General features: G+C 42.5%; 25 protein-coding genes. 22 read left to right on the forward strand and 3 right to left on the reverse strand.

The features are described from left to right. The first annotated feature begins 93 nt into the window (after positions 1-93). The 3 genes from EUAN_RS07955 (at position 94) to EUAN_RS07965 (ending at position 2554) form a co-directional block, all read left to right on the forward strand. The gene (locus EUAN_RS07955) at positions 94-678 is read left to right on the forward strand and encodes a WG repeat-containing protein (RefSeq protein ID WP_071063465.1); all 585 of its coding nucleotides are present in this window, start codon (positions 94-96) and stop codon (positions 676-678) included. A gap of 48 nt (positions 679-726) precedes the next feature. After that, complete coding sequence (locus EUAN_RS07960) at positions 727-1263, forward strand: SLAP domain-containing protein (RefSeq protein ID WP_071063467.1); 537 nt, start codon at positions 727-729, stop codon at positions 1261-1263. A gap of 67 nt (positions 1264-1330) precedes the next feature. After that, a complete protein-coding gene (locus EUAN_RS07965) occupies positions 1331-2554 on the forward strand; it encodes a ComEC/Rec2 family competence protein (protein WP_071063469.1) in 1224 nt (407 codons plus the stop codon). Between the two features lie 148 nt (positions 2555-2702). Here the strand turns inward: EUAN_RS07965 and EUAN_RS07970 are convergent, their stop codons facing one another. Then, a complete protein-coding gene (locus EUAN_RS07970) occupies positions 2703-3017 on the reverse strand; it encodes a hypothetical protein (RefSeq protein WP_071063471.1) in 315 nt (104 codons plus the stop codon). Between the two features lie 375 nt (positions 3018-3392). Then, positions 3393-3674: a site-specific integrase gene (locus EUAN_RS13070; RefSeq protein WP_084655849.1), complete on the reverse strand. Its 282-nt coding sequence runs from the start codon at positions 3672-3674 to the stop codon at positions 3393-3395. Between the two features lie 334 nt (positions 3675-4008). On the opposite strand from EUAN_RS13070, the gene EUAN_RS07975 reads away from it, so the two are divergent. From EUAN_RS07975 to EUAN_RS07985, 3 genes are all read left to right on the forward strand, one after another. Then, positions 4009-5592: an S-layer homology domain-containing protein gene (locus tag EUAN_RS07975; RefSeq protein WP_071063473.1), complete on the forward strand. Its 1584-nt coding sequence runs from the start codon at positions 4009-4011 to the stop codon at positions 5590-5592. Between the two features lie 209 nt (positions 5593-5801). Beyond that, the gene (locus EUAN_RS07980) at positions 5802-7319 is read left to right on the forward strand and encodes a S41 family peptidase (protein WP_071063475.1); all 1518 of its coding nucleotides are present in this window, start codon (positions 5802-5804) and stop codon (positions 7317-7319) included. Between the two features lie 2 nt (positions 7320-7321). Further along, positions 7322-7810, forward strand: coding sequence for a COG2426 family protein (locus EUAN_RS07985; RefSeq protein ID WP_071063477.1), 489 nt, complete (start codon positions 7322-7324; stop codon positions 7808-7810). A 56-nt stretch (positions 7811-7866) separates the two neighbouring features. Here the strand turns inward: EUAN_RS07985 and EUAN_RS07990 are convergent, their stop codons facing one another. Further along, positions 7867-8937, reverse strand: coding sequence for a GNAT family N-acetyltransferase (locus EUAN_RS07990; protein WP_071063479.1), 1071 nt, complete (start codon positions 8935-8937; stop codon positions 7867-7869). A 150-nt stretch (positions 8938-9087) separates the two neighbouring features. On the opposite strand from EUAN_RS07990, the gene EUAN_RS07995 reads away from it, so the two are divergent. The 16 genes from EUAN_RS07995 to EUAN_RS08070 all read left to right on the forward strand — a co-directional run bounded on the left by EUAN_RS07995 (position 9088) and on the right by EUAN_RS08070 (position 26172). Then, a complete protein-coding gene (locus EUAN_RS07995) occupies positions 9088-10056 on the forward strand; it encodes an ATP-grasp domain-containing protein (RefSeq protein ID WP_071063481.1) in 969 nt (322 codons plus the stop codon). A gap of 22 nt (positions 10057-10078) precedes the next feature. Continuing rightward, the gene (locus EUAN_RS08000; RefSeq protein WP_169817366.1) at positions 10079-11233 is read left to right on the forward strand and encodes a type III PLP-dependent enzyme domain-containing protein; all 1155 of its coding nucleotides are present in this window, start codon (positions 10079-10081) and stop codon (positions 11231-11233) included. A gap of 69 nt (positions 11234-11302) precedes the next feature. After that, positions 11303-12427: a DegT/DnrJ/EryC1/StrS family aminotransferase gene (locus tag EUAN_RS08005; protein WP_071063483.1), complete on the forward strand. Its 1125-nt coding sequence runs from the start codon at positions 11303-11305 to the stop codon at positions 12425-12427. Continuing rightward, positions 12424-13290: a glucose-1-phosphate thymidylyltransferase RfbA gene (gene rfbA, locus EUAN_RS08010; protein WP_071063485.1), complete on the forward strand. Its 867-nt coding sequence runs from the start codon at positions 12424-12426 to the stop codon at positions 13288-13290. The genes EUAN_RS08005 and rfbA overlap by 4 nt, the downstream gene beginning before the upstream one ends. An 11-nt stretch (positions 13291-13301) precedes the next feature. Continuing rightward, positions 13302-14354 carry a dTDP-glucose 4,6-dehydratase gene (gene rfbB / locus EUAN_RS08015; protein ID WP_071063486.1) on the forward strand — a complete coding sequence of 351 codons (1053 nt, stop codon included), beginning with the start codon at positions 13302-13304 and terminating at the stop codon, positions 14352-14354. Between the two features lie 39 nt (positions 14355-14393). Continuing rightward, positions 14394-15383, forward strand: a complete 990-nt coding sequence (locus tag EUAN_RS08020) for a glycosyltransferase family 2 protein (protein ID WP_071063489.1) — start codon at positions 14394-14396, stop codon at positions 15381-15383. Between the two features lie 27 nt (positions 15384-15410). Next, positions 15411-16736, forward strand: a complete 1326-nt coding sequence (locus EUAN_RS08025; RefSeq protein ID WP_071063491.1) for a glycosyltransferase family protein — start codon at positions 15411-15413, stop codon at positions 16734-16736. Between the two features lie 13 nt (positions 16737-16749). Beyond that, positions 16750-17874 carry a glycosyltransferase family 1 protein gene (locus tag EUAN_RS08030; RefSeq protein WP_071063493.1) on the forward strand — a complete coding sequence of 375 codons (1125 nt, stop codon included), beginning with the start codon at positions 16750-16752 and terminating at the stop codon, positions 17872-17874. Positions 17875-17886: 12 nt separating this feature from the next. Beyond that, positions 17887-18936, forward strand: coding sequence for a glycosyltransferase family 2 protein (locus tag EUAN_RS08035; protein ID WP_071063495.1), 1050 nt, complete (start codon positions 17887-17889; stop codon positions 18934-18936). Next, the gene (gene gmd, locus EUAN_RS08040) at positions 18933-20015 is read left to right on the forward strand and encodes a GDP-mannose 4,6-dehydratase (RefSeq protein WP_071063497.1); all 1083 of its coding nucleotides are present in this window, start codon (positions 18933-18935) and stop codon (positions 20013-20015) included. The genes EUAN_RS08035 and gmd overlap by 4 nt, the downstream gene beginning before the upstream one ends. 28 nt (positions 20016-20043) lie before the next feature. Then, entirely contained in the window at positions 20044-20988 is a 945-nt protein-coding gene (gene fcl, locus EUAN_RS08045; protein WP_071063499.1) for a GDP-L-fucose synthase, read from the forward strand. Between the two features lie 12 nt (positions 20989-21000). Beyond that, positions 21001-22383, forward strand: coding sequence for a mannose-1-phosphate guanylyltransferase/mannose-6-phosphate isomerase (locus EUAN_RS08050; protein WP_071063501.1), 1383 nt, complete (start codon positions 21001-21003; stop codon positions 22381-22383). Between the two features lie 24 nt (positions 22384-22407). Continuing rightward, complete coding sequence (locus EUAN_RS08055; protein ID WP_071063503.1) at positions 22408-23631, forward strand: glycosyltransferase; 1224 nt, start codon at positions 22408-22410, stop codon at positions 23629-23631. After that, a complete protein-coding gene (locus tag EUAN_RS08060) occupies positions 23632-24681 on the forward strand; it encodes an EpsG family protein (protein ID WP_071063505.1) in 1050 nt (349 codons plus the stop codon). It abuts the gene before it with no gap. Positions 24682-24746: 65 nt separating this feature from the next. After that, positions 24747-25478 carry a YveK family protein gene (locus EUAN_RS08065; RefSeq protein WP_084655841.1) on the forward strand — a complete coding sequence of 244 codons (732 nt, stop codon included), beginning with the start codon at positions 24747-24749 and terminating at the stop codon, positions 25476-25478. A 13-nt stretch (positions 25479-25491) separates the two neighbouring features. Next, positions 25492-26172, forward strand: coding sequence for a CpsD/CapB family tyrosine-protein kinase (locus EUAN_RS08070; RefSeq protein ID WP_071063509.1), 681 nt, complete (start codon positions 25492-25494; stop codon positions 26170-26172). The last annotated feature ends 14 nt before the right edge of the window (positions 26173-26186 follow it).

Raw genomic sequence — 26186 nt, forward strand, 5'->3', positions numbered from 1 at the left:
TGTAGAGAGAATACAAAAAAGGGAGCTAGCTACTGACAATGTGGCTAGCTCCCTTGTACATAGCGCTGGAAAGGGCTTTAAGGAGGAAAGTTTGTGAAAAAGAGAATGTTTAGCCTAGCTTTAGCTAGTATTATGATAATCGGAACACTTGGTATGACAGCATGCTCCTCGGGAGCAGAGGACGGAAAGAAGGAGCTTTTTGTAATCCAGAAAGGAGACAAGTACGGCTTCATGGACAATACCGGGAAAATAGTGATAGAGCCGAAGTTTCAGACTGTTGGAGAATTCAAGGAAGGACTGGCTCCTATCGTGGTTGAAGGCAAGTGGGGATATATAGATGAAAAAGGAAACACAGCGATAAAGCCAGAGTTTGAGACAGCAGGAAATTTCTCTGAAGGACTCGCGGCAGTGTCTAAGGACGGGAAAAAAGGTTATGTAGACAATGATGGGAAGATAGCTATAGAACTAAAGTATGATGAGACAGGCGAATTCTCAGAAGGGCTTGCGGCTGTTAAGACAGAGAAAGGCTATGGATATATAGACAATAGCGGGAAGATGGCTATAAAAGAGCAGTTCACTATGGCGGGTGCTTTTGAAAACGGAGTGGCACAGGTAACAAAAGATGATAAATGGACATATATAAACAAGGGCGGAGAAGTACTTTACAGTGGAGAATAGAGCTAAAACGGAGAAGACATATTCCATTGCAAAGAAGGAGGCGCAAGAGTGGGAGTCATAGGTAAAATATTCAAAGGAAGACAATCAAGCGACAAATCGAACCAAGCAGAATACGATTCATCGGGAAAAGAATATGAAGGGCAAAAAAATGAAGGCGAAGCAGCACCGACTCAAGAATACGTGGAGCTGAGACTGTCCATTCATCCAGAAGAGGATGCAAGGACATCCGACATGGAGAGAAATCAGCTTGAACAGGAGCTTAAAGACTGCAAGTCGATAAAGAAAAATGACATAAACGTATCGGGGATATATGCGTTCAGAACAGATGAAGGGCTGGAGGTCAGCTTTTTCTTCAGAAATGGATTGGAAAGACCGGTAATGCTTAAAGAGACTCCGCTTGCAGTTATAAGCAAGGACGGAAAGCTTCTGGCTCGCCAAGAATTCGACTTGACTGATATGGGAGAAGTAGAAGGGCTGTCTGCAAGACCTTGGAGAGTCCACTTTGACCCCAAAAATGTTTTTTCTGAAAATGTAGCTCCTGATGACTGGGCAATAATATTTGATATCAAAAGCAAAGAGAAGTAGCAGTAGCAAGAGCGTGATACAAGGCGAGGAGCACCTCGTCTTTTCACATTTCAAAAGGAAGTGCTAAATGAACACTGAAATTAAGGACAATAAATACATAGAATTTTCCATCGATGAAATCACTCCGATCAATTCAGAAACTTTCATTTTGAGAGTAATACCCGTGATTGACTCGGAGTTTTTTCCTCCGTTTCATCTAAGAAACATAAAGGTGTCTTATGAATTACTAGAGGATAGTTTTTATAAATCATTCTATCCTGACATCCCTATAACTGGAAAAAGATACTTGAAAGGAACGGTTATTCAAGGTGCTTACTACAAAATTTCGAAAAAAAATATAGAATATATGAATATATTTGATACTAGAGAAACAACTATATCCACAGATAATGATATTTTCAGAGGCAATCGGGAGACATCTCCGTTTGAAGAATTCGATATAAAAGGAGATGTTTCTAGGTCAGGAAAAGACGTCTACGAATACTTACAATCAAAAGTATGCTTACTTGACAGAGCATATTTATATTGCTTTAATGTAGGACAAGGAGATTCGATGCTTTTTGTAGCATCAAGCGGAAATGCCTATATAATAGATACAAACTTTTATGGAGTAAAAGGTGCGAATGAGTTTATAACTGAAGTAAAAAAAATTCTTAAATGGCATCGATTGGCAGAAAATAAAATAAAGGGTGTTATAGTAACTCATAAGCATATAGATCATATTAGGGGACTTAAATACATTCTGGATGAAGAATTCTTTCAAATAGAAAATTTCATCATAAATCAAGACTACATTCATCCGACAAAAGCTGTCTACGAACTCATGACTTCAGCTAAAAATAATATAAGAAACTGGCACAATTTAAATACTCCGGGCAGTATCACCGAGGGTAATACGAAAATTTGCTTCAAAAATCCTGACAATGATACTGCTAATAGCAGAGTTTCACCTGATATAAATAACAGTTCTATAGGTATGTGTATACGACATGGAGGGTATAGTGCCTATCTAACAGGAGACTTAAGTAGCAGTATAATTAAAAGCAAATACTTCTATGTAGATACTAATTATAGTAAAAAAAGTGTTCTCAAGGTGGCTCATCATGGAAGTTATACTGGGACTGATAATGATGTTATTAGAATTTTAAAGCCAACAGAAGCTTTTATATCAGCAGGAACGAGTAAAAACTACAACCATCCGCACGATAGCACTCTAAAAATATTAAAGTCTCATAACTTAAATATAAAAATATCTAAAAATGAAAAAAAGACAGTATGTTATGAGCTATAGATTAGAAGATGTGCTAGGTATCCATCTTGTTGACCATTAGAGAACTCTTAGATATGCAAGAGGGCTATTTTAAGGGGTAATTGAGTGTGTATAATAAGCGGTGTAAACTATCCAGATTATGATATACTGAAACCATAAGGAAGTTGTATCACATCTCCTCGTTCTCCTCTACCGCATCATCTACTTCACATCTCTGGTACTCTGGTGTATTTTCGTAGTACAGAGAATCTATCTCTATGCTATCCCCGTTTGATTTAAACAGTATGTCTACTCCATCTACATATGGAGATTCGTTTGTCTGCACTACTACTCTGGCTGTGTATATCACTTCTCTCGTTATTCTGTCAGCCCCCAGTTTCCTGATGCTTATCCCCACTATCCACTGGCTGTAGTCTCCATCCCTGTACTCCAGCTCCTGTTTCAATGTCTCTATTATGTCTCGTTCCCAAGACTTGTTAATCATTATCACCCCTAAATAGATTTAGACCACTAGCGCTTAGTCTAGTGGCCTATCAAGGTTATAATATATGTTTGATTTTAGGGTTGTTCCGGTTTTCCGACTCTCTTAGCGGCTATCTGAAAAACTATGTGCTCGTTTACAGCCATTTATGAGTATTTATTTTGAATGTGGGATAGTCTATATACATATCCGCTTTAAACTTCTCCTGCTGGGTAAGCGTCAATTGTAGCCCACATAGATTTCAACCCTGTGAAATGAGATAATACATCAAAGATATTAAATCGGAGGTGTTTTTTTATGAAATCAAAAGACAATAGGGATCTTTTTCTCCTTAGTCTTATTGATTTAATTTTATATGACCTTAAGAAATCTGTCCAACTAAGTGTAACCTATCCACATTATATGTATTATATTTTTGGCTACTGAGTCTTCAATTTTCGATATAAGCGCCTCGAAATCCGAAAAGCTTAAAAAATTTCGTTCGCCGGAGTTTACAGACAGCGGTGGAATATTGATTGCTGGATTTATTGACACTAAGTCTTTTTTTAGGGCGAAACTATAGAAAGATCTAAGTGTATATAGGTTTCTATTACGCGTATTTTTAGATAAGTTTCTAGACCGGATATATCCTAGATACGACTCGATATCTGACTCGGAGATAGACTTTAAATCGTAGAGGGCTTATGGATTTTTGTCTTTGAGAAAAGACTCGAAGTATTTCAAATCCTTCGAGTATCCAGAAATAGTCTCTGGACTGCGTTCCAAGAATAAGAGATAAGATTTAAATTTTTCTACAGCTAGGGAGTAATTCAAGCTCAACATCTCCTTTTAAGGTGATTATATCATTTTGGAAATAGGTCATATCATCGATATGTTAGGTTTCAGGCGTGAGTGAGTTTCACTGAAAAGAAGGGTGCTTATTTATAGAGAACAAAGAGCTTTTTAGAGAGTATATGCTAAAGTGATGGTATAATAAATCACAAGGAGGCTTGTCATGAAAAAACTTAGATTTGTTGTATCATTCTTAATAGCTGCATATATTTCGCTCACAGGACTTACAGGATCTTTTGCAAGTGATATGATTCTGAAGTATGGAGAAGTCAGTATATCAGATTCGTACCAAGAGTCTTACGAGACGAGAGGCAAAGGAAGTAAAAAAAGCTTAAGCTTGGCTGAAAAGAAGATATTAGATGCTATAAAAAACCTGGACTCTCAAGTGGATATATCTGAATATGGAATAAACACCTCTGTGCAGAGAGAGCTACTGGATAAAATAATCAGAGAGAATCCCGATATATTCTATACCAGAGGGTGGACCTATTCATACAGTCCATCTAGCGGAACTGTTTTCGGCATAATGCCAGATTATGACTACGAAAAGAGCAAGATAGAGAGCATGAAAGCTGAAATAGAGCAGAAACTCTCTGCGGCAATAGAGAAAATAAAAGAGCCTGATATGACTCCACTTGAAAAGGTACTGGCAGTACATCAGTACTTGGTTTTAAACATAGAGTATGACGAGAGAGGCAACGCACCTATAGAGTCTCACAGCATATACGGCGCACTTGTAGATGGGAAAGCGGTATGTGAGGGCTATTCCGAACTTTTGACTGTAATGCTTGAAAGACTTGGAGAAGTGGATAGCTTTGTAGTGGTTTCGGAAGAGATGCTCCATGCTTGGAACATGGTGGTTTTAGATGGAAACTACTACCACATAGATGCTACTTGGAACGATCCAACGCCGGATAGAGAAGGCTATGTAAGGTATGAGTATCTTCTGATTCCGGACAGTGTAATGGCTTCAGATCATCAGTGGGACAGAGGGAACTATCCTGTTGCCGAAAGCTCGGACTATTCTTTTCTATGGAAGCTTGAGAATCCAAGATACAGCTCAGGCGTGATTCGACATTGGAGCAAGGATACAGGCAGGTTTGAAGAGATATTGCTTGAGAGACCGGATGTATTAGAAGAAGAGGAAGATATAGATTTACCCGATAATATAGAGCCTGTTGGAAATACAGCAAGACCGTATATAACGGGATATGATGACGGAACTTTCAGGCCAGAAAATTCTGTGAAAAGGCTGGAGATAGCGTCAATGATATTCAAGCTTTTGGAACTTTCTGAAAGAGACGCAAAGTTTCCAGATGTAAGCCACAGTAGTTGGGCATTTGGCTATATTGGAGCGATGCAGAACTCGGGGTATATGAAAGGGGATCAGGCCGGCAGGTTCAACCCGGAAGCAAGTCTCACTAGATCAGAGATGGCCACCATAGCCGCTGCAATATATCAGGGTGAGCATTCCGGTCAAGATCTGAAATTCAAAGATATATCAGGCCATTGGGGTGAAAAAGCCATAACGGACATGGCAAAGGCTGGTGTGGTGAAAGGTTATTCAGACGGAAGCTTTGCTCCCAATAAAGAGGTTAGCAGAGCTGAAGCTGTAGCCATACTCAATAGGCTTTCCAAGCTCACTATTTCGGATGAGGAGTTGAAATCGGCGATAAATCCTTTTTCAGACGTGAGGGAGTCCCACTGGGCATATAGAGATATATTAAAGGCGACTAAAAACCGATAGATTTTAAAAAAGACTTCACTCTAGAACAGGGCGGATATATCCGCCCTGTTTTAGAGTTTATTTTAAATAACTTTGCACAGATTTTCTTTCAATGACAAACTCGGGGCAGCCCATATACCCAGGTGCGACTTCATATTCGTCAAATTAGACGTGCATATGGGTCAAAAAGTTTCAATAATGGTATAATACGATTGAGAGGAGGTTTTTCCATGAAGATGCGATTAAGAATATCAGCTATAGCTGTTGCACTGGCTATGTCTTTTGTAAACTTGGGTATGGTGGCCGAAGCTTCAAGCTTGGAAGAGGTTAGGAGCCTTGTGGAGAGCAACTACTATAGAGCGGTGGGCGATGAAGTGCTAGCCAAAGACAGCATAGAGGGAATCATAGAGGGTCTAGGCGACCCACATACATCATATATGACTAAAGATCAGTACCAGGTATTTTTAGACTCCATAGAGAGCAAGTACTATGGCGTTGGATTTTACTTTGAGATAGTTGAGGAAGGGGTGCTTGTAAGCTCTGTAATAGAAAATTCTCCTGCTGAAGCAGCCGGAATAGAGCCAGGAGATATAGTCGTTTCCGCAGATGGGAAGTCTCTTGTGGGTCTATCCAGTGAAGAGGTGGCCACCATAATAAGGGGTCCAGAGGGAAGCGCAGTAACACTCGGAATATTAAGGCGAGGAACAAGGATAGATATAAATGCGGTCAGAGGAAAAATTCAGATGGAATATGTAAGTGAAGGAGGTCATGGTGAAGGTTCGGGGTATATAAGAATATCGAGCTTTGGCGCCGAGACTGGGAAGAAGTTCGGGGAGTTGCTTGCTAAGCAGAATTCAGACACGCTTGTGGTAGATATAAGGAACAACGGTGGTGGATATTTGAATTCGGCTATAGATATGCTAGGATATTTGATACCTAAGAAGGCTGCTCTTGTTTTAAAAAACAGAAATAGCAGTAACACCTACTACGCGCCAGAGCAAGGATACTATACAGACAAGAAGCTTATACTGCTTTTAAACGAGTACAGTGCAAGCGCATCTGAAATAGTGGCTGGAGCTCTTAAAGACCAAGACAGAGCCCTTCTAATCGGGAGCAAGAGCTATGGAAAAGGCACAGCTCAGAACTTCTTCAACATTTCAGACGGAGGAGTTCTCAAGATGACTACTATGGAGTTTTTTTCACCGCTTGGAAACACCATAAACGGAGTAGGGGTCTCTCCAGACTTGGAGATAGAAGAGGGCAATGTGCTTAAAGTTTCGGAGCTTTTAAGCCAAGGTGAAAGCGGAAGTCATGAGCTTGAGATAGCGGGAGAGAATTACAAGGTTGATTTAAATATGGCTAGAAGCAAAGACTACTGGGGAGCATATAAAGAGCTTCTGGACTCTTTATACGGCGACAAAGTCTGGAGTGGGTTCTACCCTGAATATATGCTGGTGGGAGAGCTTAAAGATGCGCCACTTGAAAAAATATACACTGTGAAATTCAGCAAAGGAGTAAAATCTGAGACTTTGAACAGCGAGACTGTGGACTTTATAGATGCAGATACAGGACAAGAGGTGGAGCTGAATATTTACAGCGAGGGAGACAGGGTGCTTAAGGTGAAGCCTTTAGATCCACTTGAGCCAAACAGCGAGTACTGGCTGAAGATAAACACCGGCGTAATGGGGCTAGATGGGAATAGATTAAAAGTCGGTAGCCTCGCTACCATAGAGACGGGAGATGATTAGTTGTGAAAGCGCTTGTAGTTGATTTTTTGGACTTTTTGTCTATAGAGCTTGCTGTAATGTTTATGGCGATGCTTCCGGTTATAGAGCTTAGGGGAGCAATACCTCTTGGAGTTTCGATGGGGCTTTCGCCAGTGCACTCGGCCATATTAAGCTATATAGGCAGTGCCATTCCGGTTCCGATAATACTCTTCGGCATAAGGCCGATATTCGGATTTCTGAGGAAAAACAGCTTTTTCAGAAAGATAATAGACAAGATCGTGTACAATTCAAACGTAAAACACAGCAGAAAGATAAGGAAGTACGGTACCATTGGTCTCGTCATACTGGTGGCCATACCTCTTCCAGGAACAGGTGTATGGAGCGGTAGCCTTGTTGCATCGCTTATGAATATACGTTTCAAGCTGGCTTTCCCGGCAATACTCCTTGGGAATGCCATAGCTGCTGTAGCTATTATGACATTAAGCCACGGAGTTTCAAGCGTGCTTATGTGAAAATTGAAATATTAAAAGAGCCTCTAAAGCAAGTTTGTTTTAGAGGCTCTTTTAATTTAATAATCTCTATAGGCCGGAAAGAAGTTTCTGTTTTTCTCTTCGGAATGATTTGAGATACTCACCAAGTAGTCGTAATCCTCTCTGTTCCATATCTTTTTCCCGATGTAAGCATCGAAAGATGTATTTTGGGAAAAAGACCTTTTGTAAAGGTATAGCGAGTCGTTTTCGTCTGAAGTGAGGCCACCCCCCAAAAAGAGATATCTGTAGCCATTTTCATGTCCCCATCGTACAAATTCTGCGTAGCATATGTCGCTGGGAGACATATGCCTGTAATCTTGCTTTGTTCCAGCTATATGCGCATAGATCACATCACCGCTTAAAAAGCAGAGTCCGAAGGAGACGAGTGCGTCTTCATGGTATATGTTTATAAGCAGAACGTCTGAACCCATATTTTCAATCATGCGCTCAAAGTACTGCTTATCAAACATAAATGCGCTGGAAGCATGCTTTCTGCACATGGTTTCCAGGTATATACCTATCTGCTCATCTATATTGACAGGGTTTAGTTCTGGGACAGCTACCATGCCTTTTCGCTTTCGTCTGTTTACCAGCCGTAGTCTTGTATGAGTGAGTTCTCCATGAAGAGGGTCTCCATAGTCCTGAAGGTTTACAGCAACCATCTTTTTCTGATACACCACATCTACTGCTGAGTCAAGATGACGGTGATTCTTGAGCATAGGAGAAAACTTTATGAACTCCGAGATCACATTCTTCTCTTTGCAGAACTTAGAAAGGCTTTTGTAGAAAAGCTGGATAGACTTAGCTTTAAGTTTGTCGTCTTTGGCTTCCACTGTGGGGCCACTGTAGCCATAAGGAGTGGATATTTCGAAGAACTTGCCTTTTTCTATTTTTGAATCCATATCGCTATGAAAGTGCACATCTCTGAGCATAAAAGGGTATGCCACCTTTCCATAATCACTTTCTATAAAAGCTAACACAGGAGTTTCACCTTCGCACCTGTAGAGGTCGAAGTAAGAATACTCAAAATAAACGTCTTTCTGCTTGAAGCCGCTCAGAATGGAATCCCATTCTTTTTGTTCATATATGAACTTGCAACCTGAGTCCATGATAAAACCTCCCCGAGATATTTCATTTTGTAGAGATTATACCCTTGGGCAGTAGAACTGAAACTACTGCGCCGCTATAGAATGGCATAAGTGGTTTTCAAATAGGCTGAAGGGGTATAAAGATTCATAAGAAGAAAGGGGTAGTGTAAGATGTATAGGATACTGGTGACTGCAATAGGGTCATTTTCAGCAGATATAGTGATAGAGGTGCTCAGAGAAGCAGGACATTATGTGATTGGGGCTGACATATATCCAAAAGAGTGGATAGCTGATGCATCTAATGTAGATAAATTCTACCAGGTGCCTTATGCCACAGATGCTGAAAGGTACGTTGAGACTATTTTAAATATATGCGAAGAAAACGAGGTGCACTACGTAATTCCTCTTACAGACCCGGAGGTAGATGTGCTATCAGGACTGAAGCCAGACTTCAGAGAGATAGGGACTGATATATGCATATCCGACGAACACTCCATAAGGCTTTGCAGGAACAAGTACGCTCTTTCTAAGTTCTTAAAGGAAAAGGAGCTCTGCAATGTAATAGAGACTTCACGTCTAAGCGATTCAGAGCTAGAGCATATAAAGCTTCCTGTCTTTATAAAACCAGTCTCTGGAAGAAGCAGCATCGGATGCAGGTTTGTTTACACAGAAGAGGAATATCTCTGCATAAAGAATGTTTTAAAGGGAGAGGAATATATAGTTCAGCCCTTTGTAGCTGGGGAGATTATAACAGTTGACGTGGTTAGAGACCAAAATAGTGAAGTAACTGTAAGCATTCCAAGGGTGGAGCTGCTTAGAAATAGCTCGGGAGCAGGGACTACTGTGGAGATAATAGAGAGCGAGGAGCTAGAGCGAACTTGCGAGAATGTGGCTAGAGAGACGTTTATATCCGGGGCGGTGAACATCGAATTCATAAGGTCTGAAAGTGGGAAGTTGTTTTTACTGGAGATAAACCCTAGGTTTTCGGGTGGAGTCAAGTTTAGCCACATATCAGGGTATAACGTGGTGGAGAATCATCTCAACTGCTTTACAGGTAGGCCAATAGAAGATAAGAAAATAAATAAGATGATTATAGCTAGAAAGTATACTGAACATGTGACAAGTGAATTTTCTGGATGAATGCAGAGAGGAGGAAGTTGAAGTGGAAAAGACACCTTGCTATGTAGTCGACTTAGAAAAATTCGACAAGAATGCACAGAGTATTCAAAAGGCATTTAGGAGGTCTTGGGGAAGCAACATAAGGCTTGGGTACTCTATAAAGACGAATCATCTGCCATTTTTGCTTTCGCATGCAAAAAGACACGAGTTTTACGCTGAAGCCGTTTCAAACGAGGAGTACGAATATGCGGCTTCCCAAGGATATGATTTAAAGAACATAATATTCAATGGACCCCAAAAAGAGTATGGAATTTTGAAAAAAGCCATACAAGGAGGAAGCCTTGTAAACCTCGACAATTTTCAAGATATAGAGATGGTAGAGCAGATTGGGCTTGAGCTCGGATATGAAAACATATCGGTAGGACTTAGGTTCAACTTTGACCTAGAGAGCGAATGCAGAGGGGAAACGGGTTTGATAGACGGAATTAGCAGGTTTGGAATATGTATCGAGAACGGAGATTTGGAAAAGGCTATAGGACGGCTTAGGGATAAGGGCTGCACAGTTGCAGGCTTACATGTACACTACACCACCAGCACACGCAGTGCCGAGGTCTACAGAGCGATTTCCAAGAAAGTTGTTGAAGTAATAGATAAGTACGGGCTTAAATCAGACATTAAGTATATAGATCTAGGTGGAGGTTTCTGGGGAGGAAGAGAGCTTCCAGGAAAGCCAAGCACGGAGGAATACAGCCACACAATAGCTGACACCCTTAGAGAATGCATATCCCCTGAGGATGTCCAACTCATACTGGAGCCGGGGTCTTCTCTGCTTTCCACTGTGGCCTTTTATATTACAAAAGTAATGAACACAAGAGATATAAAAGGCAAGCGGTTTGTGACTATGGATGGAAGCTTGCTGGATGTGAACCCGCTTATGCGGGAGAGGGAGCTGGATTATTCCATATATTCTTCTAAGAGCAGAAATGTTCTAAGCAAGCAGATAATATGTGGCGGGACTTGCCTTGAAAGCGACAGGATGATCCATCTGGAAGAGCACGGCGAGCTCTGCGCAGGGGATCTAGTCAAGATACACAATACAGGGGCTTACACCATAAGCTTTAATGACTGCTTTATTAATTCTCCACCTTATGTGTATTTAAAAGAAAAAAATAAATACATATTGATAAGGGAAAAGTAATAGTCACAGGGTAAATATATATTCAATCAATACTTTGCATTTACAATAGAATTTAGAGGAGACTTAAAAATGAAAACTGAAAATATGACTAAAATCATGATGGCGAACAGGTCTTCTATGCCATCCATTGAAGAGTATATAGAACAGATACGACCTCTTTGGAACTCCCGCTGGCTGAGCAACGAGGGAGCAATACTTCAAAAGTTCAAAGCGAGCCTAGAGAACTACTTGGGGCTTGGAAATATCGAGCTGTTTGTAAATGGACATACGGCGCTGGAGTTGGCGATTTCTTCAATGGGGCTTAGCGGGGAAGTCATAACAAGCCCATTTACGTTTATATCTACACCAAACGCGATTGTGAGAAATGGGCTTACACCAGTTTTTTGCGATATAAGTGAAGAAGACTTCAATATAGACGTTCAAAAGATAGAGTCGCTTATAACAGAAAAGACAACTGCGATAGTCCCTGTTCACATATACGGAAATCCCTGCGACTTGGAGGGCATAGAGAGGATTGCCCAAAAGTATAATTTAAAGGTTATATATGACGCTGCACAGGCCTTCGGGGTGGAGGTGGATGGGAAGAGCATACTTGAATTTGGAGATATCACGATGGTGAGCTTCCATGCCACAAAATGCTTTCACTCAATAGAAGGCGGTATGCTTTCATTCAAGGACAGCCGAAAGAGGGAGCAGCTCAGAAAAGTAAAGAGCTTCGGAATAGTATCTGAGGATGGTACAGAGCTTCTCGGTGTCAATGCGAAGATGAACGAATTTCAGGCTGCGATGGGAATTTGTAATTTAAGCCATTTTGAAGGCTATTTAGAAAAGAGAAAGAGCATACACATGAGGTACAGAGAGCAGCTGGCTGAAGTGCCTGGAATAAAGCTTGCCAAACACAGAGCAAATGTAAAGCCGAACTACACCTATATGCCTGCTCAAGTTGACAAAGAGGCTTACGGGCTAGACAGGGACGAGCTACTGGAGCGACTTTCTGCAGAGCATATATTTGCAGACAAGTACTTTTATCCTCTGGTGGTGGACTATGAGTACTATAGAGATAGATACAGCGAAATTGAGTTGCCGACTGCAAGGCATGTCGCCAATAGCATGGTGCTGCTGCCTATGCATACGGAGATGGAGTTTAAAGATGTAGATAGAGTGTGCGAGATAATAAGGAGGAGTTCGAAATGAAAGGAATCGTACTAGCAGGGGGGAAGGGGACCAGGCTTTATCCTATGACACATGCGGTGTCAAAGCATCTGCTGCCTGTCTACGACAAGCCCCTTGTATATTATCCGATATCGGTGCTGATGCTGGCTGGAATAAAAGAGATAATGATTATATCTACGCCAGAGGATATTCCGATATACAAGAGGCTCTTAGGAGATGGGTCTAGCATAGGGGTGGAGTTCTTCTATAAAGAGCAGGAGAAGCCAAGAGGTCTTGCTGAGGCGCTGATACTTGGAGAGGACTTCATCGGAGGCGACAGGGTATGCCTTATACTTGGAGACAATGTGTTCTACGGGCAGGATTTGACCAGGATACTTAATGAGGCAAAGGAAATGGAGAAAGGAGCCGTAATATTTGGATACAGGCTTAAAGATGCCAGCCCTTTTGGCGTAGTGGAGTTTGACGGTGAAGGGAAGGTACTGTCCATAGAGGAAAAGCCTGAAAAGCCTAAGTCCAACTACGCAGTGCCAGGACTTTATTTTTACGACAACAAGGTAGTAGAAATAGCCAAGAGCGTGGAGCCTTCAGCGCGTGGAGAGATCGAAATAACCTCTGTAAACAACAAGTACTTGGAAAATAGAGAGCTGAATGTACTTCTGCTCAGCAGAGGCATGGCATGGCTGGACGCTGGAACTCCTGATGGGATGTTGCAAGCGGCTGAGTATGTACAGGCTGTGCAGTCTAGACAGGGGCAGTATATCTCATGCCTTGAGGAGATCGCATGGAGAAGAGGTTTTATTGACAGAGAGCAGCTTCGAAAAGTGGGAGAAGAGTTGAAGATGACACATTACGGGGAGTATATACTTTCACTTCTAGAGGAGTAGGGGGAACAATCATGGAGAATATTTTGGTTACAGGCGGTGCAGGCTTTATAGGCAGTAACTTTGTAAGACATATGGTAAAGTCACACCCAGAGTGCAGAGTGATAAACTACGATGCCCTTACTTATGCAGGGAATCTAGAGAATCTAAAGGACATGTTCGAGATGGAAAACTACATTTTCTTGAAAGGTGATATAAGGGATAGAGAAAGTTTAGAAAAGGTTTTCGAGGAATATGGGATAGATACGGTGGTGAACTTTGCGGCAGAGACTCACGTGGATAGGAGTATAGACGAGCCAGAGGTGTTTTTGACTACAAATATAATAGGGACGCAGATTCTCTTGGATATAGCTAAAAAAAGCTGGAAGGTGGACGCAGACAAGTACAGTAGAGAGTACAGGCCAGGATGCAGGTACATCCAAATTTCGACTGATGAGGTATATGGAGCGCTAGGATCAGACGGATGCTTTACTGAGGAAACACCGTTGGCTCCGAACAGTCCCTATTCAGCATCTAAAGCTTCAGCGGATATGATGGTCAGGGCTTACCATAAGACGTACGGCCTTCCTGTGAATATAACTAGATGCTCTAACAACTATGGACCTTACCAGTTCCCAGAAAAGCTGATACCTCTAATGATAAACAATGCATTGGAGGGAAAGGAGCTTCCAGTCTATGGAGATGGGAAGCAAGTAAGGGATTGGCTCTATGTCGAGGATCACTGCACAGCGATAGAGCAGGTTTTGGTAGCGGGAGAGATAGGAGAGGTCTACAACATAGGAGGAAATAGCGAAAAGGAAAATATTGAGATAGTCAGAAAGATACTACTTGCTTTAAACAAGAGCGAGGAGCTGATAAAACATGTGAAAGACAGGCCGGGACATGATAGAAGGTACGCCATAAACAGCACTAAGCTTAGAAAGCTGGGGTGGAAGCCGAGCTACAGTTTTGAAGAGGGAATGGAAGCCACTATAAGCTGGTATCTAGAAAACAGAGACTGGATGAAGAGAATTGTAGATGGGGACTATATGAACTACTACTCCGGACTTTACGGCAAAATTCTTTAGAATCAAAACGGGCTGAAAAATGGCCGAAGGAGGATAAGCATGAGCGAGCAAATAATAGTCAGCATAGTCTGTATAGCCTACAACCACGGAAAATACATAGCCGATGCTATAGAGGGCTTCTTGATGCAGAAGACGGATTTTTCGCTGGAGATAATCATACATGATGACGCATCTACAGACGATACAGCCGAAATAATAATGGATTACCATGAAAAGCATCCGGACATAATAAGGCCCATTATACAGAAGGAAAACCAGCATTCGCAAGGAGCTGAGATACTTTCCGGCATAGTATTTCCAGAGCTGAGGGGCAAGTATATAGCTTTTTGTGAAGGAGACGACTACTGGATCGATCCGGACAAGCTCCAAAAGCAAGTTGAATATATGGAAGCACATCCAGAATGCAGCGTATGTTTTCACGGAGCATATTCGGTGGACTCAGAGAGCAGGACTATAGTCTCGGAAATCAGGTCTTCGGATGGAGACAGCATAATAAGCCCAGAAGAGGTGATTTTTGCAGGAGGAGCAGCTTTTGCAACGAACTCCTTGCTTTTTCCTAGGGTACTCCTTGAAAATGTGACCTATTTCAACATGGGAACTGAAGTGAGAGACTATCCATTGGTGATATACCTTGCTTTAAAGGGGACTGTTTACTATATAGACGAGATTATGTCGGTCTATAGAGTAGGGGTTAAGGGATCATGGACAAACAGAAAGTTCTCTGAAATAGACAAGAAGATAGAGCACTACAGAGAGATTGCAGATATGCTAGACGAAGTCAACCGGTATTCAAACTACAAGTATGACAGTACGATACAAGACAGAAAAAAGAACAATGAATGGTATCTGCTCTTGGAGCAAGGAAAGCTGAAAGAGGCTAAGTCCGGAGAATACAGAGATATATACATGAATTTGAGCTTTAAAAACAGAGTTTGGATTCATCTGGAAAGGTACACTCCATGGCTCATAGATGCATGGACAGACTACAAGAGAAAGAGAAGATGGAAACTTGAGAATTCAAAAATTTAGAAGGCTTTGGAAGGCGAGGTGGAGACTATGGATCTAAAGGAGGAATACCCTAAAGTGCTTATTCTTTCAGATGCCACATGGTCGAACTCTAACAATATAGGAAATACATACACCAATTTGTTTGGAGGATGGGATCCGGAAAGAATAGCGATGGTATATGCAAGGGGAGATTTACCTGAAAACAAGATATGCAACAAGTATTTTCAGATAGCGGAGAGCAGAATTATAAGGAGGTTTTTCGACAAGAGCGTAAAGACAGGAATAGAGATTGCTCAGGATACAGCAAAGCTAGAGGATTATGATATAGAAGTGGATGTGGAAGCCAGCAGAAAGCTCTATTCTTTTTTCAAGAAGTTCAGATGGAATATATTTCTGCTTGCTAGGAATATGCTTTGGAAAATTGGCAAGTGGAAAACGTCAGAGCTAGACGAGTTCATAGATTCATACGATCCAGATGTGATATTTGCACTTGCCTGTGAAGGCTCTTATATAAATGATTTGCAACAATACATCATAAAAAAGTCAAATCGGAAAGCGGCCATATATTTTGTAGATGATATATACTCTATGAGACAGTTTTCACTATCGCCTATATTTTGGCTAAACAGGATTATTTCAAGAAGCGGGCTTAGAAAGACGACTTCCATGTGCGACAAGGTCTACACCATAATTTCTGATCAGAAAGAAGAATATGACAGGTGCTTCGGAAAGTCGAGCGAAGTCATAAACAAGGGAGGGAACTTCAGCGGAGACATGCCTAAGCCTACCGCGAGGAAGAACCCCATGAAATTGATTTACAGCGGAAATATATCGGCTGTAGGAAGATGGGAGACTCTGGCGCAAGTCGGAAGAGCCCTAGATTCCATAAATTCAGAAGGCGACAGAGCTCATCTCTATATAAGCACTACAGATGTACTGAATGCAAAGATGAAGAAGGCATTTGAAAGCTGCAAGAGCATAAAGTTCAAGGGTAAGCTCCCGATAGAAGAAGTTGAGGAGTTTCAGAACAGTGCTGACATACTCGTGCATGTAGAGGCTTTCAATATAAGGGATAGGCTAAAGACAAGGCTTTCTTTCTCTACAAAGCTGGTGGACTACTTCGAGAGAGGAAGGTGTATACTGGCAATAGGATGGGATGAATCAGCATCTATCATATACCTCAGAGAGAACGACGCTGCATTTGTGGTGGACGATCTTGGTGCACTAGAGAACGAACTTAGAAAGCTTATTTTCAGTCCAGAACTTGTAGAAGAATATGGCGAGAAGGGCTGGGAGCTTGGGAAAAGCAACCATGGAATTGAGGATATAAGGCAGAGGCTTAGGGAGGGACTTTTAAGCTTAAGCGAGGGTTAGAAAGGGGATATATATGGAACCGTTGAGAGTACTGCAAGTCGGTATGTCGCCTTGCTATGGTGGAACGGAGTCGTTTCTTATGGGGATATACAGAAAAATAGACAGAAAAAAAGTCCAGTTTGACTTTCTAAACGTATATGATGAGGAAATAGCATGCCAGTCGGAGATAGAGAGCATGGGAGGAAAGATTCTTTACGTCAAGTTTAGAAGAAGAGAAGGGATTCACAACTACTACAAAGGGATAAAAGATTTCTTTGAAAAGCATAAAGACTATATGGTAATCCATTGTCACTATCAGGGTCTTCAAAATATAGATATGATTTCATACGCTGCAAAAGCTGGGATTCCTGTAAGGATAGCTCATGCTCATAGCAGCGGGTATGAGGAGGAGCCTGGATTTCCTTTGAGAGCTTTAATATATTACAACAGATGGAAGATAAACAGAGTTGCAACTGAGTTTTTTGCTTGTTCGGAACTTGCAGGAAGCTGGATGTTCGGAAAGACTGTGGACGAAGGGATTGAGGTGATTAATAATTCTATAGATGCAGAGAAATTCAGATATGATGATGCAGAAAGAATAAATGTAAGAAAGCAGTTAAACTTAGAAGGCAGGTTTGTAGTTGGGACTGTTGGAAGGTTTGCGAATCAAAAGAATACGGTTTTTTTAGTTGAGGTATTTTCAGAGATACTTAAAGCAAGAGAGGATGCTTTCTTGCTGCTTGTGGGAGATGGAATGCTAAGAGATGAGGTAGAGAGAAAGATAGAGCAGCTTGGGCTAGGGTCTAGCACAAAGCTGCTTGGTGCTAGAGAAGATACGAATAGAATACTTCAGGGTATGGATGTATTTGTACTGCCTTCTAAGGCAGAGGGATTTGGAACGGTTCTCGTAGAAGCCCAAACGTCTGGATTAAAGTGCTTTGCCTCAGAAAATGTAATACCTGAGTCAGCTAAAGTGACAGATCTTTTAAGTTTCATACCCTTAGAGTCTGGAGCGAAAGTCTGGGCAAAGACAATATCCGAGGAATCTGACTACAAGAGGTCAGATAGATACGAGACTATAGTGGAATCAGGCTATGATATAAACGACAATGTGAAGATGATAGAAAATACTTATTTAAAGTTAGTAGGACGAAAATAAGGGGAGGTTCACTTGATAAAGGTAAGCATAATAGTTCCTTTCTATAACGCGGAATGCGGGATTAGAAAAACCATAGAGAGCATCCAGCGCCAGAGCTTAAAGGAGATAGAGGTGATATTCGTAGACGATGGCTCCACAGATGAAAGCGCCAGCTTGGTGGATAGCTACACAGCGGATGAGAGAATAAAGCTTGTCAGAAAAGAAAATGAAGGCGTGTCTTCCGCTAGGAACAGAGGTATAGCTGAAGCCAGAGGAGAGTATATAGGTTTTGTGGACTCCGACGATTGGATAGAGAAGGACATGTACAAAGAGATGTACAGCTTGGCCGTAGAAAGCGGAGCAGACATCTGTATATGTGGATTCGTAAGAGAAAGAGACGGCTATACGGAGAACGAAGATCTAAATTTAAGCGGAATAAACGGAGCAGACTCTGAAGCTATAAAGAAGCAGCTTGTGTTTAGTATGGTCTCAGGCGAAGATCCTTTGAAGTGGGACGGCATATTTATGGGAAGTGTGTGGAGGATGATATACAGAAGAAATACTATTCTAGAGCAAAGTATACTGTTTGACGAAGAGCTTGCCATAATGGAAGATACGGTGTTTTGTCTGGAATCATTACTGGCTAGCGGGAATATAGTTGCAAGCGATAAAAGCTACTATCACTATGTATATAGCTCGGATTCAGCTGTAAACAGGTATAGAGAGGATTTTTATGATCAGATAAAAGCTGTAAGCAAGAGAACTAGAGATCTGCTTGAAAAAAGCAGCTACTACGGCGAAGAACTGGAGAAAAGGATGAGCTGGAGATATATAAAGCTGTGCATATGGGCAATCGTAAACGAAGTTGGCGCTGGGACTGAGAAGTCATTTGGCGAAAAAACAAGATGCATTTCAGAGATATGTGAAGACGCACACTTTAAGAACTCGATTGCAAAGGTGAAAAAGTCTAACTATAATTTCAGGAACAGGATAAAGCTTTTTCTGCTAGAAAGAAATATGGGGACCATTCTGTATTTTTATTTCAAGCTGGCTGAAAAAAGCAAGAAGGGGGAATTGCAATGAAAAAGGCGCTTATAACTGGAATCACAGGTCAGGACGGGTCTTTTCTGGCGGAATTTCTGCTGGAGAAGGGATACGAGGTGCATGGAATAATAAGGAGGAGCTCTTCTTTCAACACAGAGAGGATAGAGCATCTGTATATAGATGAACTGCTGAGGGATATGAAGATAAAGAGGAAGGTGCTTCTGCACTACGGAGACATGACCGACTCGACCAACCTTATAAGGCTTATAAGGGAGATACAGCCTGACGAGATATACAATCTGGCGGCGATGTCCCATGTAAAGGTGTCGTTTGAGGTGCCAGAGTACACTGCTGATACCGACGGAGTCGGGACGCTCAGGCTGATGGAGGCCGTCAGGTTCCTCGGGTATGAAGACAGAACGAGAATATACCAGGCGTCCACTTCGGAGCTTTTCGGGAAGGTGCAGGAGATACCGCAGAACGAGAATACGCCGTTCTATCCTAGAAGCCCCTACGGGGTGGCCAAGCTCTACGGCTACTGGATAACCAAGAACTACAGAGAGGCCTACAATATGTTTGCCGTAAACGGGATACTCTTCAACCACGAGTCTGAAAGGCGGGGCGAGACTTTTGTAACAAGGAAGATAACGCTTGCGGCCGCTAGGATAAAAAAAGGGACTCAGGAGAAGCTGTACTTGGGGAATATAGATTCCAAGCGTGACTGGGGATATGCCAAGGACTATGTGGAGTGCATGTGGCTTATGCTTCAGCATCACACGCCCGAGGACTTTGTAATTGCCACAGGAGAGACGCACACTGTAAGGGAATTTACGACGCTTGCCTTTAAAGAGGCTGGAATAGAGCTGGAATGGGTCGGGACCGGAGTGGATGAGAAGGGTATAGACACAGCCACAGGCAGGGTTGTAGTGGAGATAGATCCGAAGTACTTCAGGCCGACCGAGGTGGATATACTGCTAGGGGATCCTACAAAGGCGAAAGAGGTGCTTGGCTGGAACCCTACTCAGACCAAATTCGAGGAGCTTGTCAAGATAATGGTGAAGAGCGACTTGGAGCATGTAGAGAGGGAAGAGAGAATAAGGCAGGAGTTTGACGACTAATAATTCATTACACAAGGGGGAGAGCGAAATGGAGAAAAATTCAAAGATATATGTGGCAGGCCATAGGGGGCTTGTGGGATCGTCTATAATGAGGTGCTTGGAAGGACAGGGCTACAGCAATATAATCACGAGGACTTCCAAGGAGCTAAATCTGATGAGGCAGGCAGAGGTCGAGAAATTCTTTGAAGAGGAAAAGCCTGAGTACGTCTTTGTGGCGGCCGCGAAGGTCGGGGGGATAGTGGCCAACAACACTTATCCGGCGGAGTTTCTCTACAACAATTTGATGATTGAGCTGAATATAATCCACAATGCATATGTGCATGGAGTCAAGAAGCTGCTTTTCTTGGGGTCTTCCTGCATATACCCGAAGCTTGCACCGCAGCCTATAAAAGAGGAATACCTTTTTACAGGTCTTTTAGAGCCTACCAACGAGGCCTATGCAGTGGCCAAGATAGGCGGAATAGAGATGTGCAAGTTCTACAGAAGGCAGTACGGCTGCGACTTTATCTCGGCCATGCCGACTAATCTATACGGCATAAACGACAACTTCAACCTAGAGACATCACATGTAATACCTGCACTCGTAAGGAGGTTTCACGAAGCCAAGCTAAACGGAGACGCTGAAGTGGTGATATGGGGAAGTGGCGAGCCTAGGAGAGAGTTCCTATATGTGGACGACTTGGCTGATGCGCTTGTACACTTAATGAACAACTACAGCGGAGAAAGCCATGTGAACATAGGCGTGGGAGAAGACCTGAAGATATCAGAGCTTGCAGAGATTGTAAAAGAAGTTGTAGGCTACGGCGGGGAGATAGTCAAGGACAGTTCCAAGCCCGACGGAACTCCAAGAAAGCTTCTGGATGTGAGCCTTCTTGAAAGCACTGGATGGAAGCACAAGACAGGACTTGCAGACGGAATAAGTAAAGTATACGCATGGTATCTAGAGCAGCCTGAAGACAAGATAAAGCGCTAGGAGGGGATTGGTATGAAAGTAATTATTCTGGCAGGAGGCAGTGGTACAAGGCTATGGCCGCTCAGTAGAGAGAGGTATCCAAAGCAGTTTATAAAGCTTCAGGGGAAAAGCGAATCTCTTTTCCAGGAGACTTTCAGGCGAAGCCTTCTTCTTGCCGAGATAGACGATATATATGTGGCTACAAACGAGAAATACAAGTTTCTAGTTATGGGCGCCGTGGAAGAGCTTGGCTACAGCTACAGCGAGGAACGCATACTTGTGGAGCCTGAAGCCAAGAACACGCTGCCTGCAATATACGCCGGCGTAAGAGAGACTCTCAAAAGCGGAGAGGACACTGTTGTGGTATTTCCTTCTGACCATATGATAGAGGACAGGCAGGGGTTTGCAGAGCTTATCACGGAGTCTGAACCACTTTCTAGAGACTTTCTTGTGACATTCGGCATAAAGCCGGACACTCCGAACACAGGCTACGGATATATCTCGCCTGGAGAAGCTGTGGGAAACGGATACAAGGTGCAGTCCTTCAAAGAGAAGCCTAGCTATGAAAAGGCTTTGGAGTATATAGGCTGCGGCTACTACTGGAATGCCGGAATTTTCATGTTCAACTCGGGACTCTTTGTGGAAGAGGTAAAGCATCACGCTCCCGAGATATACTCCGCCTTTGAGGGGACAGAGAGCATAGATGAGGCCTTCTCCAACATAGCGGAGGGGATTTCAATAGACTACGGCATTATGGAAAAGAGCGACAGCGTTGCAGTTGTCCCAGCAGATATAAGCTGGAACGACCTCGGAAGTTTCGACTCCTTCTACGACGTGTTCGAGAGGGATGAGAATGAGAATATAACTGGAAAAGAGAATATACTCCTAGACTCGAACGACAATATCATCTTCTCTGAAGAGGGAAAACTGGTGGCTACGATAGGGCTTGACGACATGATAGTCATAGACAACAGAGACGCGCTGCTTGTGTGTAAGAAAGATCAGTCGCAGAAAGTCAAGGAAGTCGTGCAGACGCTTAAGGACAGACACGATGTCAGGACAGAGTACCATGTCCAGGATTACAGGCCGTGGGGCTACTACAAGATACTGGAGGAAGAGAAGAACTCCTTCAAGATAAAGCATATAACCGTATACTCCGGAAAGAAACTGAGCTATCAGTTCCACTACCACAGAAGCGAGCACTGGGTGGTTGTAAGGGGGATGGCCAAGGTGACAGTCGATGGAGAGGAAAAGCTTGTTTCAGCTGGAGAGAGCATCTACATGAAAGCTGGGCAGAAGCACAGGCTTGAAAACCCGGGTAAAATACCACTCGAGATAATTGAGATACAGATGGGCGATTACCTAGAAGAAGATGACATAATAAGGCTGGAGGACGAGTACAAGAGAAGATACTAGATTGAATGAGAGGTGGAGAAGAGCATGAAATCTGTTCAGATCAATCAGGTCTGCGGAAGCGGCAGTACAGGCAGGATAGCGCTGGATATAAGCAAGACACTAGATGAAGAGAATATTGAAAACTGGATACTCTACGGATATGGGGATTCGGACTACGAAAGAGCCATAAAGTTCGGAGGAGCGTTCAACATAAGGAGCCATCAGCTTAAGACAAGGCTGCTTGGGAAGCATGGATTCTACTCTAAGTCTGCCACAAAAGAGCTTGTAAAGAAGCTTGAGGCCATAGACCCGGATATAATCCACCTTCACAATCTGCATGGGCACTACTTGAATGTAGAGCTGCTTTTCAATTACCTGTCTGAATTCAAGAAGCCTGTGATCTGGACTCTTCACGACTGCTGGAGCTTCACAGGTCACTGTGCATATTTCGACTACGTCGGGTGTGAAAAATGGAGGACTGGATGCTACAAGTGCCCTAATCTTAGAGAGTACCCCAGAAGCCTGCTGTTTGACAGGTCTAAGGAGTCCTACAGGGACAAAAAAAAGATATTCAACAGTATTGAGAATCTGAGTATAGTTGCTCCGTCGGAGTGGCTTGCTGGGCTTGCAAGAAAGTCTTTTCTTGGAAAATATCCTGTGAAAGTTATATACAACGGGATAGACTTAGATGTGTTTAAGCCCACAGAGTCGAATTTCAGGCAGGAAAATGGGCTTCAGGGAAAGTTTGTGATGCTTGGAGTTGCAAATGTATGGGAAAGAAGAAAAGGGTATAGCTATTTTCTAGAGCTTTCTAAGAGGCTGAAAGAGGACGAGAGGATAGTGCTCTTAGGGCTTGACGAGAGCCAGAAGCGAGAGCTTCCAAACAATATATTGGCTGTTGAGAAGACAAGCTCGCAAAAGGAGCTTGCAAAAATATACTCCGCGGCGGATCTGTTTGTAAACCCTACACTTGAAGAGGTATTTGGGCTTGTGAACGCCGAGTCACTGGCTTGCGGAACTCCGGTAGTGACTTTCAATACTGGAGGAAGTCCAGAGGCTATAGACGAATACACGGGGATAGTGGTTGAAAAGGGGAATTTAGAAGAACTTGTAACTTCCATAGAAAAGATTAAGGCTAATGGCAAGAGCTTTTACTCGGAACGCTGCATAAACAGAGTGCGAGAGTTGTTTGAGAAAACAGAGAAGTACAAAGAGTATGTAAGCCTTTACCGTGAAATAAACGGTCGGGCAGAAAAGAAGGTGAAATAATTGATAATATATATATACAATATGGTGCTAATACTTATAGGGGGGGCGGTCCTGCTGGACATGGTCTCGGACAGGGCTTCGAAAAAGCTTTACTGTTCAGTAGTCGCGGTCAACATGGCGCTTATATCTGGACTCAGGGCATACAGCGTTGGACCGGATACAGCCAACTATGTTTGGTATTTTATGAGGGATGCCACAAGGAGCTTTTCTGAAATAATACTGGGTAATACCGACTTGGAGAAGGGGTATATACTTTTTGAGTACATCGTCTCAAGGTTCACGTCGAATCCTACGGTTTTCTTTTTGTTGGTGGCGTTCTTTTTCATGGCAGTGACTTCACTACTTGTCTACAGGTACTCAGCCGAGCCTTGTCTTAGCTTTCTTGTGTTTGCTTCATTGGGTTTTTTTACTTTTTCGATGCTGGCTTCAAGACAGACTATGGCTTTGGGGATAACACTCTTAAGCTTTAAGTTTATAAAGGAAAAGAGGCTTATTCCGTTTCTAATATCTATTGCAGTAGCTATGAATTTCCACTTTTCATCGGTGGCATTTCTGCCGGCATATTTTCTGGCCAGAAAGAAGCTCACCAAGACGTACATCATAGGTGCAGCAATAGGAATACCAGGAGCTTACTTGCTTAAAGAGCAGGTTTTCATAATTTTAAGCAAGTTTACAAAGTACAATTACAGCCCTATTGAGAATGAAGGGCCTTATGTGCTAATAACGCTTATGATACTTGTGTTTATAGGAGGGTTTATTCAGCGTGAGAGCGTTATAAAGAGAAATGCCGACAACTTGATACTCTACAACATGTCTTTTTCTTCTATAATAATTGCTATGCTGACTTTTGTGCATCCAAGCGCCATAAGGGTGGCTTACTACTATCATATATACTTGATCTTGTTTATACCTGAAATAATACTTTCTATTTCAGACAAAAAAATAAGACGTATAGCCTATGTGCTTAGCATCGTGGCGCTTGTGACATTGGGAATAAGGCTATTGCTCAAAAATTCATACTATGTGCCTTATCTTTTCTTTTGGCAGTAACTTTTTGAAAAATAAAGCAGTTCTATTTTTGATAGCGAGGGCTTAAAATAGGGTATCATAGACTAATGATATATCAAGAAAGCGAGGCGAGTGAATTGAGACAGACCATGGAAATTTCAGAGCTCCTAGAGGTTCTAGGAAAGAGAAAATGGATAGTGGCATTTATTACTGTATTTACGGCGTTGGCGGGATTTGCATACAGCTATTTTTTAGTAAACCCGATGTATAGAGCAGACACTACGCTTATGGTGAGCAGCTCAAAGGGGACAGTCTCGGCGGATGATCCGGCATCATATATAGATATTGGACGCATAAGCGTGAATCAGATGATAGCTGTGACTTACGGGGAAATAGTCAAGTCTAGAGTCGTACTAGAGCCTGTGATAGAGGAGCTAGATTTAGACATGAGCTACGAGGAGCTTCTAGACAGGACTGTTTCAGAGCCAGTTGAAGCTACAGAGATAATCAGGATATCTGTTGAAGCCGAGAGCAGAAACGATGCAGTCACAATAGCCAACAAGATAACAGAGGTATTTGTAGAGGAAGTAGTCAGAATACTTAAAGTGAACAATGTGGAGATAATAGACAGAGCTGCGGCTACAGAAGAACCTGTAAACATGAGCCCTGTAGCTTTGACGGCAATAGCTGCTGCAGCTGGGGTAGTGATTGGAATACTTGTAGCTTTAATAGTGGACTACAGGGACAATACGCTAAAGTCGGCTGAAGATATAGAGAGGCAAATAGGAATTCCGGTGATAGGATCTATACCAGACTTTGGAAAAATGAAAGAAGACTAAGGAGGGGCTAGAATTGAAACAGCTCATAGTGCACGAGAAGCCAAAATCCCCGATTTCGGAGGCGTATAGAAGCATAAGAACTAACATACAGTTTGCTAATATAGACAAAGAGATGAAGACCATAATGTTTACCAGCACAAATAAGTCTGAGGGAAAGACCACTACGATATCGAATATAGCTCTTACTATGGCGGATGCAGGACATAGAGTGCTAGTGGTGGACTGCGACTTTCGAAACCCAAGCATACACAAGGCTTTTGGAATTACAAACAAGTACGGTGTAACAGATGTGCTGCTTAAGGGAAAGGACCACAAGGAGTATTTGAATCACATAATGACCCACGACAATCTAGACGTGCTCACAGCCGGAAAAGTGCCTAGAAATCCTTCAGAGCTCCTATACTCCAACTCAATGAGAAAGCTCATGGAGGAGTTCAAGAAGGACTACGACTATGTTATGGTGGATTCGCCACCAATACTGCCTGTTACAGATGCAACTGTCATGGCCACTTATATGGATGGAGTAGTGCTGGTGTGTGCATCAGGTGCTGCAGAAGTGGAGTCAACCAGAAAAGCTGTGGACTCACTTAAAAAAGTGGGTGCCAATATCATAGGCGCAGTACTTAACAGGACGCCGGTGAAATACAAGGAGTATCACAATTATTATTACTATGACGATAAAAAAACGGACTAAAATATTGAAATCAC

This window comes from Andreesenia angusta, assembly GCF_001855385.1.
Classification (GTDB): domain Bacteria; phylum Bacillota; class Clostridia; order Tissierellales; family Gottschalkiaceae; genus Andreesenia; species Andreesenia angusta.

Excerpts from the sequence above, each read along its gene's own strand:
- EUAN_RS08025 (WP_071063491.1), top strand. The coding sequence starts at position 15,411 with ATGGATCTAAAGGAGGAATACCCTAAAGTGCTTATTCTTTCAGATGCC.
- rfbA (WP_071063485.1), top strand. The coding sequence starts at position 12,424 with ATGAAAGGAATCGTACTAGCAGGGGGGAAGGGGACCAGGCTTTATCCT.
- EUAN_RS08020 (WP_071063489.1), top strand. The coding sequence starts at position 14,394 with ATGAGCGAGCAAATAATAGTCAGCATAGTCTGTATAGCCTACAACCAC.
- EUAN_RS08065 (WP_084655841.1), top strand. The coding sequence starts at position 24,747 with ATGATATATCAAGAAAGCGAGGCGAGTGAATTGAGACAGACCATGGAA.
- EUAN_RS08005 (WP_071063483.1), top strand. The coding sequence starts at position 11,303 with ATGAAAACTGAAAATATGACTAAAATCATGATGGCGAACAGGTCTTCT.
- EUAN_RS07995 (WP_071063481.1), top strand. The coding sequence starts at position 9,088 with ATGTATAGGATACTGGTGACTGCAATAGGGTCATTTTCAGCAGATATA.
- EUAN_RS07990 (WP_071063479.1), bottom strand. The coding sequence starts at position 8,937 with ATGGACTCAGGTTGCAAGTTCATATATGAACAAAAAGAATGGGATTCC.
- EUAN_RS07970 (WP_071063471.1), bottom strand. The coding sequence starts at position 3,017 with ATGATTAACAAGTCTTGGGAACGAGACATAATAGAGACATTGAAACAG.
- fcl (WP_071063499.1), top strand. The coding sequence starts at position 20,044 with ATGGAGAAAAATTCAAAGATATATGTGGCAGGCCATAGGGGGCTTGTG.
- EUAN_RS08055 (WP_071063503.1), top strand. The coding sequence starts at position 22,408 with ATGAAATCTGTTCAGATCAATCAGGTCTGCGGAAGCGGCAGTACAGGC.
- EUAN_RS07965 (WP_071063469.1), top strand. The coding sequence starts at position 1,331 with ATGAACACTGAAATTAAGGACAATAAATACATAGAATTTTCCATCGAT.
- EUAN_RS07980 (WP_071063475.1), top strand. The coding sequence starts at position 5,802 with ATGAAGATGCGATTAAGAATATCAGCTATAGCTGTTGCACTGGCTATG.
- EUAN_RS07975 (WP_071063473.1), top strand. The coding sequence starts at position 4,009 with ATGAAAAAACTTAGATTTGTTGTATCATTCTTAATAGCTGCATATATT.
- EUAN_RS08050 (WP_071063501.1), top strand. The coding sequence starts at position 21,001 with ATGAAAGTAATTATTCTGGCAGGAGGCAGTGGTACAAGGCTATGGCCG.
- rfbB (WP_071063486.1), top strand. The coding sequence starts at position 13,302 with ATGGAGAATATTTTGGTTACAGGCGGTGCAGGCTTTATAGGCAGTAAC.
- EUAN_RS08030 (WP_071063493.1), top strand. The coding sequence starts at position 16,750 with ATGGAACCGTTGAGAGTACTGCAAGTCGGTATGTCGCCTTGCTATGGT.
- gmd (WP_071063497.1), top strand. The coding sequence starts at position 18,933 with ATGAAAAAGGCGCTTATAACTGGAATCACAGGTCAGGACGGGTCTTTT.